We start from the raw sequence: 13717 nt of genomic DNA, 5'->3' as shown, positions 1-13717 counted from the left end.
GATGCTTATTTTAGATAAAGTGATTCCACGAGTGGGTGTCTTTTGCTCTTCCTTTTCGGATGTTCTCCAAAGCTGTTTTCAGTTGAAACATCATAGCATCGTCCCCTATATAAGGAGAATAGTCTTTGTCTTGTATCTGAATGCTATATACAGGGGAAATAACTGCTGCAGTACCCACACCAAAAAGTTCCACTCGATTTCCGGCATTAAACGCATCTTCCAGTTCCTGATAGCCGATAGCCCGTTCTTCCACCTTCATTCCTTTATCCCTGGCAATTTGGATAATGGAATTTCGGGTTACCCCATCCAGGATAGAAGTGCTTAAACGTGGAGTGATGAGTGTATCCTTGAGCATAACCATCATATTCATAGTTCCGGCTTCTTCCAAAAACTGATGTGTTTTGGCATCTGTCCAGATAATTTGATCGAACCCCTGTTCTTTTGCCTGTTGTGTAGGGTAAAAGGCAGCTCCGTAGTTTCCGCCACATTTCACGTAGCCCACACCGCCTTCTGCTGCCCTAACGTATTCGGTTTCAATTTTTACCCTTACCGGTTTGGGATAGTACAGCCCCATCGGGGTACAGGTAATACAAAACGTATAGTTATCAGCCACTTTAACCCCCAAACGTGGCTCCGTAGCAAAAACAAAGGGACGGATATATAGACTTACTTCTTTATCCTGTGGGATCCAATGCTGTTCAAGCCTTACTAATTCTTCCAAAGCATTGATGAAAAGCTCTTTTTCTATGGGCGGCATGCACATACGCTCCAAAGAACGATTGAAACGTTGGTGATGCTTTTCGGGGCGAAAAATATGTACTTGTCCGTTATCTTGACGAAAAGCTTTCATTCCTTCAAAAACGGTTTGCCCATAGTGAAGACAAAGCGCAAAAGGACTTAATGAAAAATGTTGTGTGGGTACAATTCTTGGAGACCTCCAGTTTCCTTTATCATATTCGCTCAGGAATAGGTGATCGGTAAGCTGTGTCCCAAAATTAAAATCATCATAATTGAATGCTGATTGTTTACTCTGATTATTTTTGTGAATGTCTATTGCCAGTGTTTCCATAGCTTACTATTTTATGTTTAATTCCATTTTAGTGTCTGCTCTTTTATAAATGCCCTGTTCTATGGGTATTTGTTGAAACCCAAATTTTTTATAAATACTTAAAGCAGGTTTTAAAGCAGATTGGGTATAAAGCACTAATTTTTTTACTGCTAGTTCTTTTGCCTTTTCTAGGGCTGATTTACATAGTATTGTACCTGCCCCAAGTCCGTGAAAAGCCTCGTCCACAGCCATTTTGGTAAGTTCCATAGTAGCATTGTCTATTTTTTTCAGTGCCACTGCACCTATTACCGTTTGATTATGAAGCGCAAATAAAATTTCTCCCCCATCTTTTAAAATAGCTTCTTCAGGATGAGTTAGGACATAGTTGTCAATAGCTTCCAATACAAAATGTTTTTCAATCCAAGCTTTGTTGAATTTTTCAAAGTAAGGTTGCCATTCAGGACGGTATGGTGCTATGTGTATGTTTGTCATAATTTTATTTCAAATAAGCTGACTTCAATATTGTTGTAATGGGCAGGAAGATTACTTTTAGGGGGCAATTGTTTTTTCCCGATTAACCGGAACCCTAAGTTTTGGCAATAGGTTATCAATTTCTTATTATTGGCCCAGGTATCAATTCTTATAAATTTCTTTTTGCTTTTAAAGGCTTCAATCATAGCCCATTCTACAACTCTTTTAGCTATATTTTTCCCTCTGTAATTGTTGAGAATTGCCATTCGATGTAGATAGATGGCTTCCTTTCCTTTATCATCATTCCAAATGATGGGGTCAACATTCATTACGGAAAAAACGCCTGCAATTTCATCTTCGTCAGTCACTACCTTAAAATTTCTTTTCTCTTCAATCTCTTGTTTTATGAAAGATGAGCTGAATGGATACCAACTGTAACCAGTTTGATGATGTTGATATGCAATTGCTTCTGTGTATATTTTTTCAACACTGGAAATATCTGTTATGATGGTTTGTTCTATTCTCATTGTATTACCATTTTTAGATATCCTCTGTTAATACAATACACACCGGAAAGTGTAGCGGTTAAAGCTAATAGCGTTATATCCGTAAGGGGTTCATTCAGGAAAAAATACCCTAGCATAATGGCTATAAAAGGATTAATGTATGCGTATAAAGAGGAGACACCAATGGGTAAATTTTTCAGGGCATATACAAAACTGGAGTAAGCGATAATAGAGCCAAATACGATAAGGTATGCCAATGCCCATATACTTTTGCCTGAAATTACTTTTAGCTCTGTGTAGTCGTCTAAAAAGAGGCTAAAAAGCACTAATGCAATCCCTCCCGTGAGCAGTTGTAAGGCTGCATTTTGGAAAACACTTTTATGATTTAAAATTTTGAACTTACTGAAGACACTTCCCGAAGCCCATGCCAGGCAGGCTCCAAATGCAATAAGCATTCCTAGAAAATATTCCGGATTGGCAATATCTTTTAGATTATCCCTGAAAATGAGTATGATTCCCAAACAACCCAATATCAATCCAAATAAGATCAAAATGTGCGGTCTTCTTCTATCAAAACCAAACAGATAGCTGATTACTACCACAAATACAGGAATAAGTGATAATATCAATGCGGCCAGTCCACTGGTAATGTAACGTTCGCACCAACCAATTACGCCATTGCCTAAAGTGACCATTAAAATCCCGGTAATGGATTGATTAAGTAAATCCGATCTTCTAAGCTGAAGTTTTCCAATGATTTTTAATGCGACCAGCATGATGCCTCCTGCCATGATTTGCCGAATAGCAGAAAATAGAAAGGGAGGAAAAGTGGCTACGCCTATTCGGATTGCAAAGTAGGTAGAGCCCCATACCAAGCATACGATACTAAGAGATAAATAGGCTAATAGATTTTTATTCATAGCAAGTAGGTAATTTTTATAACAAAATAAAGCAGAAAAAATGAATGGTTACAGATACAATTTTATTAATTTTGAGGGATACAGATTTTATAATGAAGACTACACTATATCAAAAAATTGCCGAAACATTATCAGATCAGATTCAAAGCGGCACTATAAAGACCGGGGAAAAAATGCCTTCTCTTAGAGATCTAAAGAGAGAATATGGGGTTAGTATGAACACGGTTATTCAGGCCTACCTGGAACTGGAATCACAAGGGTTAATTATCTCCAGACCTAAATCAGGGTATTTTGTTAATTACAAACCCAATCAATTATCTGTACCCTCAACCAGTAATCCAGAAGGAATTGAGGAGCCGGAATGTGTGGAAAGCCTAATCGCTAAAGTATATACCTCATTAAATGATACCAGGATTACCCGATTCTCTTTGGGAGTACCGGAGAATGAATTGTTGCCTATAGCAAAATTGAACAAGGAACTGGTGAATGCCATGCGAAACCTTAAGGGAGGTGGAACTGAGTATGAAAATATACAGGGGAACCAAAAGCTACGCAGGGATATTGCCCGGTTTACCTATACCTGGAATGGTAATTTGCAGAAGGAAGACATTATTACTACCGCAGGGGCAATGAATGCCCTTTCATTTGCATTGATGGCACTTACCAAAAAGGGAGATACCATTGCAGTAGAAAGCCCTGTTTATTTCGGAATATTACAACTCGCAAAAAGCCTGGGGCTGCACGTTATTGAACTTCCTACAAACCCTATTACCGGCGTGGAACTGGAAGCTTTAAAAAAAGTAATTCCTAAAATTAAAACCTGTATCCTGATTTCTAATTTCAACAATCCATTGGGGAGTTGTATGCCTGATGCACATAAAAAGGAAGTGGTTTCTATGCTAGCCAGATATGGAATTCCTTTGATAGAAGATGATCTGTATGGAGATGTATATTTTGGAAGCAACCGCCCTAAGCCCTGTAAGGCGTTTGACAAAGAAGGATTGGTTTTATGGATAGGATCGGTTTCTAAAACGCTTGCCCCGGGCTATCGGGTAGGCTGGATAGCCCCCGGAAAATTCAAAGATAAAATCATTCATCAGAAATTGATCCATACCGTTTCTTCCACAACCATAACACAAGAAGCAATTGCCAACTTTTTGGAGAAAGGACGTTATGAGAATTATTTGAGAACGTTGCGAAAAACATTATACGCCAACAGTTTACACTATGCCAGGGCAATAGCAGAGTATTTTCCGGAAAAAACAAAAATCAGCAACCCTCAGGGAGGATTCATGCTGTGGGTAGAATTGGAAGAGAAAATAGATACGGCAGCATTGTATGAAAAAGCGATGCTTCAAAATATAAGCATAGCTCCGGGCAGGATGTTTTCGCTACAAAATCAATTTAACAATTGTATGCGGCTAAGCTATGGCCAACCTTGGTCAGAACATATTGATGACAAACTAAAGTTATTAGGAAGAATAGCTAAAAGAATGTCGTAATTGTTAAATAATCTGTTCTATGATTTACTAGGTATAGATAGCTATTTGTAAGGACATCTTTTTATATAAAGTTTGAACCCAAAAAGCTATCTTTGTAAAAAATATTCTTGAAGCGTTTTGCTTTGAGTCCGGCACTGAAACTTAGGAAATTTCGATAACAGCAGGACAACAAGTGAAGAACGCTCATGCTACTGCGTGGGCGCACTTATTGTTGTTGGGTTTCCTAAGACCTCAGTGCTGTAAGTTGCTGCCTGCGCTATTTTAAATCAGGCGGTATTAATCCATAAAAATATTGATATGAAAGCAGCCGCCCAGCATTTTCCCGGATTTCATTATTCAGCTTCAGAACTCCTCAAATACATTACCGTAGCAAAAGATTTTACCTTAATGCTATCCTCAGGAGAATTTATTAAATTTACTCCTATTAACGATTCATTATTTGAAGATTGGCTCATAGCAAACAAGGTTCAAAATATCAGAAAAGAAGAAGGCTGGATAACCGAATAACCAGCCTGAATACGTTACTTCCCATTTCCTAACTCATTCAACTTTTCTTTGAGTTCAATAAGTCCGGCTTTTTCGAGATATTGATCGGCAATACTTTTCAATTCTTCCAGATTTTCTTCGGGCACATTAGATAGAAGTCCATCATTTTTCTCATCATTTTTCACGACCAATCCACGCTCAATTACATGGTTTAGTAATAGCACATTTTTACGTGAGATCCTCAAATCAATCTTCACTGTGTCATTCATGCCAGGGATACTTAAGATGGTATCATAAACTTTGGCTACATCATTTGTTGTCAACATAATCACACGTTTTAAATCATTCAACATTAATAACAAAAGTATTAAGAGTAAAAGAAATCATCCTCATCAAAATATGAAGGAGATAATTATTAGAACTATGGAAAACAAATCAAACGCTATTATTATTTCAGGAGGTCCCGGAATGGGAAAGACATCCGTGATAGAACAACTTTCAGTTATGGGATATCATTCGGTTGCAGAAACCGGTAGAAGTATTATCCAAAAAGAAATTAAAACATATGGAAATCGTTTACCGTGGCTTGATAAAGAAGGATTTGCAATGGCTATGTTTCAGCAATCCCTTAAAGATTTTCAAAATGTATCGGAGAAGTGTGGATTGACATTTTTTGACCGTGGTATTCCAGATGTTATCGGATACCTAAAACTGTGCAATATTTCCATTCCTGAAACAATGTGGCGGGCAGCGAAAGAAAACCGATATAATACTACGGTTTTTATAACTCCACCTTGGAAAGCTATTTATGCAAATGATGCCGAAAGAAAACAGACTTTTGAAGAAGCAGTTGCTACGTATCATATCATGAAGGAAAGCTATTCTTTCTTGGGGTATAAATTAGTTGAACTGCCTAAAACTACAATTTTAAAGAGAGTTAATTTCATAATTAAACATTTGATAAGCAACTGTTCATAGTATTATTATCTTTCTAACATTCGCAATAAAACATTTACCTTTACCAGAGTAATATATAATCATGGAATTTGGTGTTTCTTCAAATATTATTGAAAAATGGCTAAGAGCTTGGTCGTTGTCAAGACAGGTTTCTCTTCCTGTTAGGTATAAGTCTGGTTTTAGAGTAGATGTTGGAGAAAAAAAACAGAAAGTACGTTATGTGTTTCCAGTACTCAACAAAGACTTTTTTCAATTATCAAAAAATATTAGTGATCCTTGGATTTTTTTGAAAGTTTGTGCCTCACCAGAAGAATTCAAAGATATAGTCTCTCCTAAATGGAAAATTCAACCCCAAGGATATATGATGTCTTGCCTTAAACAGATGACGTTTCAGAATGGGTTTTTAGGAAGTGAATATACTTTAGAAAAGGAGTCTTATAATTCAACATATGTGATAAGGGTTGTTACGTATGGAGGACAATTAGCTTCAATAGGCAGGGTTGTACTTTTAGATGACATGGCAGTGTATGATAGAATTATAACAGACATCAATCATAGAAAAAAAGGTCTTGCAACTTTTGTTATGAGTGAATTAGAGAAAATCGCTATCTCAAAAGGTGTGTTCAAAAATTTTTTAGTAGCAACTGAGGAAGGGAAAATTTTATACGAATCTTTAGGCTGGGAGCTATATTCTCTATATAGTTCTATTGTTATTACAAATTAAATTATTCTTCTTATTATCATATAAGAGTATTCTCTCATATACCGAATAAAACTTTTTCCTTTAAAAGAAGAATATCCTATCCAGGGAAGTGTGGATTGAGTAAAATTAATTCTGGAATACCTTTTAATATCCTGACTACCATCCCATTCAAAATATAGAGAGGATGGGTAAAAGCCATACCACTTGTTTAACTTTACGTCAGTAAACTGAATAGTGAAGATGAAAATATGCGGTTATGGATTTCAGGAAACAAAAACTTTCTATTACAGAAGCTAAGGAAATGGATATGGTTCAGTACCTGTCCTTATTAGGTCATGAACCTTCAAAAATCAGGAACAATGACTACTGGTATCGTTCTCCGTTAAGGGAAGAAAATACAGCCTCATTTAAGGTAAATCGAAAGCTGAACCGATGGTACGATCATGGCCTTGGTGAAGGAGGCAATATTATCGATTTTGGGATTCAATATTTTGATTGTTCCGTTGGAGAATTTCTAAAAGAAATGAATGGTGGTTTTTCTTTTCAAGAGCCCTCAAAAAGTTTTCCCAAAAGAAAAAATGAACCGGAGCATCAACTTAAAATTTTAAAAGATGTTGCACTTAGTTCACATGCATTGATACGCTACTTGGAACAACGAAAAATCCCTGTTGAAGTTGCAACCCGATATTGCCGGGAAGTATATTATGAATTGAATGCTAAAAACTATTATGGGATTGGTTTTAAAAATGATTCCGGCGGTTTTGAAATACGTAATCCTTATTTCAAAGCAAGCAGTTCTCCAAAGGACATTACCACAGTAAAAAATGCTTCCGATGAGGTGGCTGTATTCGAAGGCTTTATGGATTTTCTTTCGTTCAAAAGTATCAGAGAAAATGAGATAAATAATACTTCTGATTTTGTCATTTTAAATTCTCTCTCCCTGTTTGAAAAAGCACGTCCATTTCTGGAATCGCACAAGTCAATAAACCTGTATTTGGACAATGATGCTGCTGGACAAAAAGTTGCCAGGGAAGCATTGTCTAATAGCAAGAAATATAACGATCATAGCAAGCTTTACCAAAACCACAAAGACCTTAATGACTGGCTTGTGCATATTGGAAAGCAGCAGAAGAAACGCTTAGGGAATAAACTGTAATAGTATTGTTAAGCATTTTAGAAAACTTCACTATTTAGAAAATCGCCAAAATCCCTGAAAGTGCATAATAAGCAGCTGGGAGACTTTGGCAAGACGGCGAGTTTGCAACGTTCCTGCAAACGGCAAGATGAACGGTTGTTAAACAACCGACATCTTGCTGCCTATCACTCGGAACTCGTGGGCAGGTCGTATAGAATGAATTTTTGAGTTTGATAACGTGATAAAGGAGAAGGAGATGGAAGGAAAAAAATCAAACAGAACACGCATTGTCGGGCTGCGTTTAACACCCGATGAGTATGAAAAAATCGAAAAGAAATGGCAAAACAGTACCTGCCGAAAGCTAAGCGAATATGTTCGACGCAGCCTTTTTGAAAAGCCCATTGTAACTACCTACCGCAACCAATCTGTCGATGATTTTATGGCAGAAATGGCTCAGCTTAGAAAAGAACTTAACCACGTAGGCAACAACTTTAATCAGGCGGTAAAAAAACTCCATACGCTTCAAAAAATTACAGAATTTAAAAGCTGGCTGATTGCCTATGAAGTGGAAAAACGAACCCTGTTCAATAAAGTGGATGAGATTAAAAAGCACATCCAAAAAATGGCGGAAATATGGTTGCAGTAATCAAAACAGGGCACTCCATTCACCGCATTTTAAACTACAATGAAAACAAGGTGAAACAAGGAGTTGCGAAATGTATCGGGGCAGGGAATTATCCTGTTGACCCAGATAAAATGAGCTTTACCATGAAGCTCAATCGTTTCTTGAAACAGATGGAATTAAATGAAAAAACAAAGCGGAATAGTGTCCATATTTCACTCAATTTTGATGTTTCAGAGCACCATTTATCAAAGCAAAAACTGCTTGAAATCGCCGACAGTTATCTTGATAAAATCGGTTTCGGTGAGCAACCTTATCTGGTCTATCAACACCACGATGCAGGACATCCACACATCCATTTGGTCACTACCAATATTAAAGCCGATGGCAAACGAATTGACCTGCACCATTTGGGTATCCGTAAATCTGAACCAGCTCGTAAAGCACTGGAAAAAGAGTTCGGTTTGGTGCAGGCCGAATCCCAAAAGAAAGATGAAAATTATAAGTTAAAACCCGTAGCTGTCGGCAAGGCAAAGTATGGTAAATCGCAAACCAAAATGGCTATCCAAAACATTCTGGAAAATGTAATAAATCCATACAAATATACCAGCCTTCCGGAACTGAATGCAGTACTCAATCAATATAATGTAAAGGCAGAACGGGGAACAGAAAATTCAAAAGTTTATCAGACTGGCGGATTGTTATATCGGGTACTAGATACTGATGGTAATCCGGTAGGCGTCCCTATCAAAGCCAGCTTGTTTTATAATAAACCTACCCTGAAATTTCTAGAGCAGAAATTCAAAGAAAATGTAGCAAAAAGAACACCTTTTAAAAGACGGATAAAAAATGCTGTGGACAAGGAATTGTTGTCAAAAAAGATATCCATTCCAGAACTAATAAAAGCATTAGAAAAACAAGGGATTTATGTTGTACTCAGGCAAAACACTAACGGAATTTTATATGGTATCACCTATGTGGATCACCAAACCAAATGTGTTTTTAACGGAAGTGCTTTGGGTAAAGCCTATAGTGCCAAAGCTATTCAGGAAAGGTGTTGGTCGGAAGGTGTTTCAGGACAGGATTTGCTAAGGCATCCCGACCCGAAACAAACCATTGGGTTACAGCCACAGACTACCGCTGCGGCAGAAACCAAAGAAGCTGATAAAGAGGTTCAATCTGCTACTATACCAACAGGAAAAGAAAATGTATTGGAGGTTTTAACCCAGGCAGAAAACACCTCGGATTACCTACCTAATCAGCTTAAAAAGAAACGTAAAAAGAAGAAAAAAAGAAACCTGAATAATAATCAGTAAAAAATAAAGCTATGGCAATGCATACCGGAGAAAATGAACAGGCACTGAGAAAGATACTGGATATGACCAGGCTTATCAGTATTATGATATTAATCATCCATTTCTATTATTACTGCTACAGTGCTTTTGAACTATGGGGATGGCAAAGCACATTTAGTGACCGAATTTTAAGCAATATTTATAAGACGGGATTGTTTAACAATTTTCATAAATCGAAATTAATTGCGCTTGGTTTTTTGGGGATATCCCTTATAGGAGCCAAAGGAAAAAAGGATGAGAAATTAAACCACAGAACGGCTTTTGCTTACCTGATTACCGGACTGCTTATTTATTTTATCAGCTATCTGTGTATGAAGTTGAATACTCCTATAATGACGACTGCTATTCTGTATATGGCACTTACAGGAATAGGCTTTCTTCTGGTGTTGACAGGAGGTACTTTGCTTTCCCGAATCATCAGGAATAAAATTAATAACAAGGACATCTTTAATAAGGAAAACGAAACTTTCCCGCAGGAAGAACGATTGCTGGAAAATGAATACTCGATTAATCTTCCGGCGCAGTATCAATTAAAAGACAAGCAGCGGAAAAGTTGGGTCAATATCATTAATCCATTTCGGGCGATTATGGTATTGGGAACTCCCGGTTCCGGGAAATCCTACTTTGTGATACGTCATGTGATTACCCAGCATATCCGCAAAAAGTTTACCATGTTTGTGTACGACTTTAAGTTTGATGACCTTTCCAAAATAGCCTATAACACTTGGCTGAAAAACCAACATCGATATACCAAGCCACCGGCATTTTATGTGATTAATTTCGATGATTTGACCCGTAGCCATCGGTGTAATCCCTTAGAGCCTTCAGCGATGACCGATATTACGGATGCGGCAGAAAGTGCCCGTACTATTTTGATGGGGTTAAACAGGGAATGGATTAAACGCCAGGGAGACTTCTTTGTGGAATCCCCGATCAACTTTCTAACCGCTATTATCTGGTATCTGAAAAAATACAAGGATGGAGAATTCTGCACCTTACCACATGTTATAGAATTAATGCAGGTAGATTATGATAGCCTGTTCACATTATTACGAACCGAGAAGGAAATTGAAGTACTGATAAATCCTTTTGTTAATGCATACCTAAATGATGTTATGGAACAATTGGAAGGTCAGATTGCCTCAGCAAAAGTGGCAATGGCCAGGCTTTCATCCCCACAATTATACTATGTGTTATCAGGAAATGATTTCAATCTGGATATTAATAATCCCGATGATCCAAAGATTGTGTGTATGGGAAACAATCCGCAAAAAATACAGATTTATGGAGCGGTATTATCCCTCTATGTAAACCGGCTAATCAAGCTGGTGAACAAAAAAGGAAAGCTAAAGAGTAGTCTCATTTTTGATGAGTTCCCAACCATCTACCTGAACAATATGGATAGTCTGATTGCCACTGCACGGAGCAATAAAGTTTCTACCTGCCTGGGGATTCAGGATTTTAGTCAGCTCCGTAAGGACTATGGTCGAGAGCAAGCCGATGTAATTATGAATATTACGGGGAATATCGTTAGTGGTCAGGTTACGGGGGATACGGCCAAACAACTATCGGAACGCTTTGGGAAAATCATGCAGGACAGGGAGAGTTATTCCATCAACAGTGGAGACAATTCGATTAGTCGATCCAAACAATTGGAAGCAGCCATACCACCTTCCAAAATATCAGGGTTAAGTTCCGGGGAATTTGTGGGGATGGTGGCCGATAATCCCGATTGTAAAATTGATTTAAAAGCTTTCCATTGTGAGATTATTAATGACCACGATAGCCTTAAGCGTGAGGAAGAAAATTACCATGACATTGAAGTCATAAGGAAGTTGGATTCGGGCATGGTACAACGAAACTATTTCCAAATTAAACGGGATATTCAGGATATTATCCAGTCTGAAATGGAGCGGCTACTGAATGATCCGGGGTTGAGACATATAGTGGTGAGGAAGGGTTAAAATGAGAAAATATCTCAAAAAATTCATTTTGTGTTTTAATATTTCGTATTTTTGAGAAAATTTCTCATAAACACAAAAATATGTTACTCGAATTTTCAGTTGGTAATTTTCTTTCATTCAAAGCAAAAACAACACTGAGTCTTGCTGCAACCTCTATAAAGGAGCATATAGATACGAATATATTCTCCACCGAACGCAGGGATTTGTTGAAAGGTGCCGTGATATACGGAGCCAACGCCAGTGGCAAAAGTAATTTTGTCCGAGCTATGTCCACCATGAGACGTTTGGTTCTGCAATCTTTTGACCAATCTTCAACGGATGAGCTGGATGTGACTCCCTTCCTATTGAGTACGGGGACCGAAAAATCTCCTTCACTTTTTGAAGCAATTTTTCTCATTGATAATATTCGATATCGATATGGTTTTGAAGTAGATGATAAGCAGGTACACGCCGAATGGCTTTTTGAAGCACCCAAAAATGCTGAAAAACCTATGTTTCTTCGTGAAGGTGACGGTATAGAAGTAACCAGGAATTTCCCAGAAGGAAGGGACTTGGAAGAGCGTACACGTGATAATGCATTATTTCTAGCCGTGGCTGATCAGTTTAATGGAAGAATAGCTAAAAAAATCATGAAATGGTTTGATAACTTCATTACCATATCAGGTCTCACCCATGAGGGATATAAAGGTGTGACTTTTGGGATGCTGGAGGATAAACAGACCAGTTCTAAGCTACTTAATTTCTATAAAAGGTTGGATTTAGGATTTGATGATATAGCAATCAATAAAAAACCTTTTGATGCCAAAGAGCTTCCCAATGATATGCCGGAAAGCCTTGTGAGACAATTAGTAACTGATTTAGAAGGGGCGTATAAAATTGATATAAAAACCATACATAAGAAATATAATGACCAAGGTAAAGCTGTAGGCGATGTAGAATTTGATATGCGTAGTCAGGAATCCTCCGGCACAAACAAAATATTTAATATTTCCGGGCCTGTATTTGATGTTTTAAATGATGGTGGTGTATTGGTGGTGGATGAACTGGATGCCAGCCTGCATCCGCTGTTGACTCTGGCTGTTACAAGGCTTTTTAATTCAAAGCAATTTAATCCTAATAATGCACAGCTCATTTTTGCAACGCATGATACGAACTTATTATACTATGGTAATTACCGGAGAGACCAGATCTATTTTGTAGAAAAGGATCAATATGGGGCTTCGGATATGTATTCTTTGGTAGAATATAAGGAAGAAGGAAAAACGATTCGTAAAGACCGTTCCTTTGAAAAAGATTATATAGAAGGACGTTACGGAGCCATTCCGTTTATTGGTAACCTGTCAAATGTTGTAACGGAATGGCAAGAAAAATAAAAATACCCAATGAACGGCTAAAGCGATTTGCACGAGAAGAGCAAAAACGGAAGAAAAACATCCGCAACAAACGGAAGTATTATCTTATTGTTTGTGAGGGTGAAGCAACGGAGCCTAACTATTTTGAAGGGCTAAAGCAGGATTTACCTAAGGGTGTGTTGACCGCCTATCAAATTGATATAGCAGGAACAGGCCGGAATACCCAATCATTGGTGGACGAAGCCTTACGTTTAAAAGAAGCTTATGAAAAAAGTACCACCCGACAGGTGGATAAACTCTGGGTGGTGTTTGATAAGGACAGTTTTTCGCCACAGGATTTTAATGCCGCTATTCAACGTTGTGGAAATACTGATATTGGATGTGCCTGGAGTAATGAGGCTTTTGAACTTTGGTATTTGTTACATTTTCAATATTACGAAAATGCCATGTCCAGAAGGGATTTTAAGGGGTTAATTGAGAACAGCCTAAAACCTGTTTTAGGAGAAACATTCCGATACGAGAAAAACAGTGAACAGATGTATGCACTTCTAAAGGAGCATGGTAGCCAAGAAGATGCTATCCGAAATGGGAAACGGTTATCAAGTAAGTATGGGCAGCGTCAAGATTATGCCAATCACAATCCTTGTACAGAGGTGTGGGTGTTGGTGGAGGAACTTATGAAATTAAAATAAATGA

General features: G+C 37.8%; 15 protein-coding genes. 10 read left to right on the top strand and 5 right to left on the bottom strand.

Annotated elements, in window-relative coordinates; all coding sequences use genetic code 11:
- Nucleotides 1-10: 10 nt before the first annotated feature.
- From L1967_RS11625 to L1967_RS11610, 4 genes are read right to left on the bottom strand one after another with little or no spacing between them, the layout of a single operon-like run.
- On the bottom strand, nt 11-1069 hold the full coding sequence (locus L1967_RS11625) for a branched-chain amino acid aminotransferase (protein ID WP_249601798.1): 1059 nt from the start codon (nt 1067-1069) through the stop codon (nt 11-13).
- A gap of 6 nt (nt 1070-1075) precedes the next feature.
- Nucleotides 1076-1540 carry a GNAT family N-acetyltransferase gene (locus L1967_RS11620; RefSeq protein ID WP_249601797.1) on the bottom strand — a complete coding sequence of 155 codons (465 nt, stop codon included), beginning with the start codon at nt 1538-1540 and terminating at the stop codon, nt 1076-1078.
- On the bottom strand, nt 1537-2046 hold the full coding sequence (locus tag L1967_RS11615; protein WP_249601796.1) for a GNAT family N-acetyltransferase: 510 nt from the start codon (nt 2044-2046) through the stop codon (nt 1537-1539). Before L1967_RS11615 ends, L1967_RS11620 begins: the two co-directional genes overlap by 4 nt.
- A complete protein-coding gene (locus tag L1967_RS11610; protein ID WP_249601795.1) occupies nt 2043-2945 on the bottom strand; it encodes an EamA family transporter in 903 nt (300 codons plus the stop codon). The genes L1967_RS11615 and L1967_RS11610 overlap by 4 nt, the downstream gene beginning before the upstream one ends.
- A gap of 92 nt (nt 2946-3037) precedes the next feature.
- Between L1967_RS11610 and L1967_RS11605 the strand changes: the two genes are divergently transcribed.
- Both L1967_RS11605 and L1967_RS11600 read left to right on the top strand, forming a co-directional pair.
- Complete coding sequence (locus L1967_RS11605) at nt 3038-4447, top strand: aminotransferase-like domain-containing protein (RefSeq protein ID WP_249601794.1); 1410 nt, start codon at nt 3038-3040, stop codon at nt 4445-4447.
- 297 nt (nt 4448-4744) lie between these two features.
- Complete coding sequence (locus L1967_RS11600) at nt 4745-4954, top strand: hypothetical protein (protein ID WP_119648689.1); 210 nt, start codon at nt 4745-4747, stop codon at nt 4952-4954.
- A gap of 14 nt (nt 4955-4968) precedes the next feature.
- Here the strand turns inward: L1967_RS11600 and L1967_RS11595 are convergent, their stop codons facing one another.
- A complete protein-coding gene (locus L1967_RS11595; RefSeq protein WP_249601793.1) occupies nt 4969-5259 on the bottom strand; it encodes a hypothetical protein in 291 nt (96 codons plus the stop codon).
- Between the two features lie 73 nt (nt 5260-5332).
- Here L1967_RS11595 and L1967_RS11590 point away from each other — a divergent pair, with 73 nt between their 5' ends.
- The 8 genes from L1967_RS11590 (at nt 5333) to L1967_RS11555 (ending at nt 13713) form a co-directional block, all read left to right on the top strand.
- Nucleotides 5333-5911, top strand: a complete 579-nt coding sequence (locus tag L1967_RS11590) for an AAA family ATPase (RefSeq protein WP_249601792.1) — start codon at nt 5333-5335, stop codon at nt 5909-5911.
- A gap of 61 nt (nt 5912-5972) precedes the next feature.
- Nucleotides 5973-6614, top strand: a complete 642-nt coding sequence (locus L1967_RS11585) for a GNAT family N-acetyltransferase (RefSeq protein WP_249601791.1) — start codon at nt 5973-5975, stop codon at nt 6612-6614.
- Nucleotides 6615-6849: 235 nt separating this feature from the next.
- On the top strand, nt 6850-7749 hold the full coding sequence (locus L1967_RS11580; RefSeq protein WP_249601790.1) for a toprim domain-containing protein: 900 nt from the start codon (nt 6850-6852) through the stop codon (nt 7747-7749).
- Between the two features lie 235 nt (nt 7750-7984).
- Nucleotides 7985-8374, top strand: a complete 390-nt coding sequence (locus L1967_RS11575) for a plasmid mobilization protein (protein ID WP_249601789.1) — start codon at nt 7985-7987, stop codon at nt 8372-8374.
- Nucleotides 8362-9666 carry a relaxase/mobilization nuclease domain-containing protein gene (locus L1967_RS11570; RefSeq protein WP_249601788.1) on the top strand — a complete coding sequence of 435 codons (1305 nt, stop codon included), beginning with the start codon at nt 8362-8364 and terminating at the stop codon, nt 9664-9666. The genes L1967_RS11575 and L1967_RS11570 overlap by 13 nt, the downstream gene beginning before the upstream one ends.
- A 17-nt stretch (nt 9667-9683) precedes the next feature.
- Nucleotides 9684-11669, top strand: a complete 1986-nt coding sequence (gene mobC / locus L1967_RS11565) for a conjugal transfer protein MobC (protein ID WP_249601855.1) — start codon at nt 9684-9686, stop codon at nt 11667-11669.
- An 80-nt stretch (nt 11670-11749) separates the two neighbouring features.
- Nucleotides 11750-13042 carry an AAA family ATPase gene (locus L1967_RS11560; RefSeq protein WP_249601787.1) on the top strand — a complete coding sequence of 431 codons (1293 nt, stop codon included), beginning with the start codon at nt 11750-11752 and terminating at the stop codon, nt 13040-13042.
- Entirely contained in the window at nt 13027-13713 is a 687-nt protein-coding gene (locus L1967_RS11555) for an RloB family protein (RefSeq protein ID WP_249601786.1), read from the top strand. The genes L1967_RS11560 and L1967_RS11555 overlap by 16 nt, the downstream gene beginning before the upstream one ends.
- The last annotated feature ends 4 nt before the right edge of the window (nt 13714-13717 follow it).

It is taken from the genome of Zunongwangia pacifica, assembly GCF_023499215.1.
In the GTDB taxonomy this organism is placed as follows: Bacteria; Bacteroidota; Bacteroidia; order Flavobacteriales; family Flavobacteriaceae; genus Zunongwangia; species Zunongwangia pacifica.
This window is presented reverse-complemented; position numbering and strand designations above follow the sequence as displayed.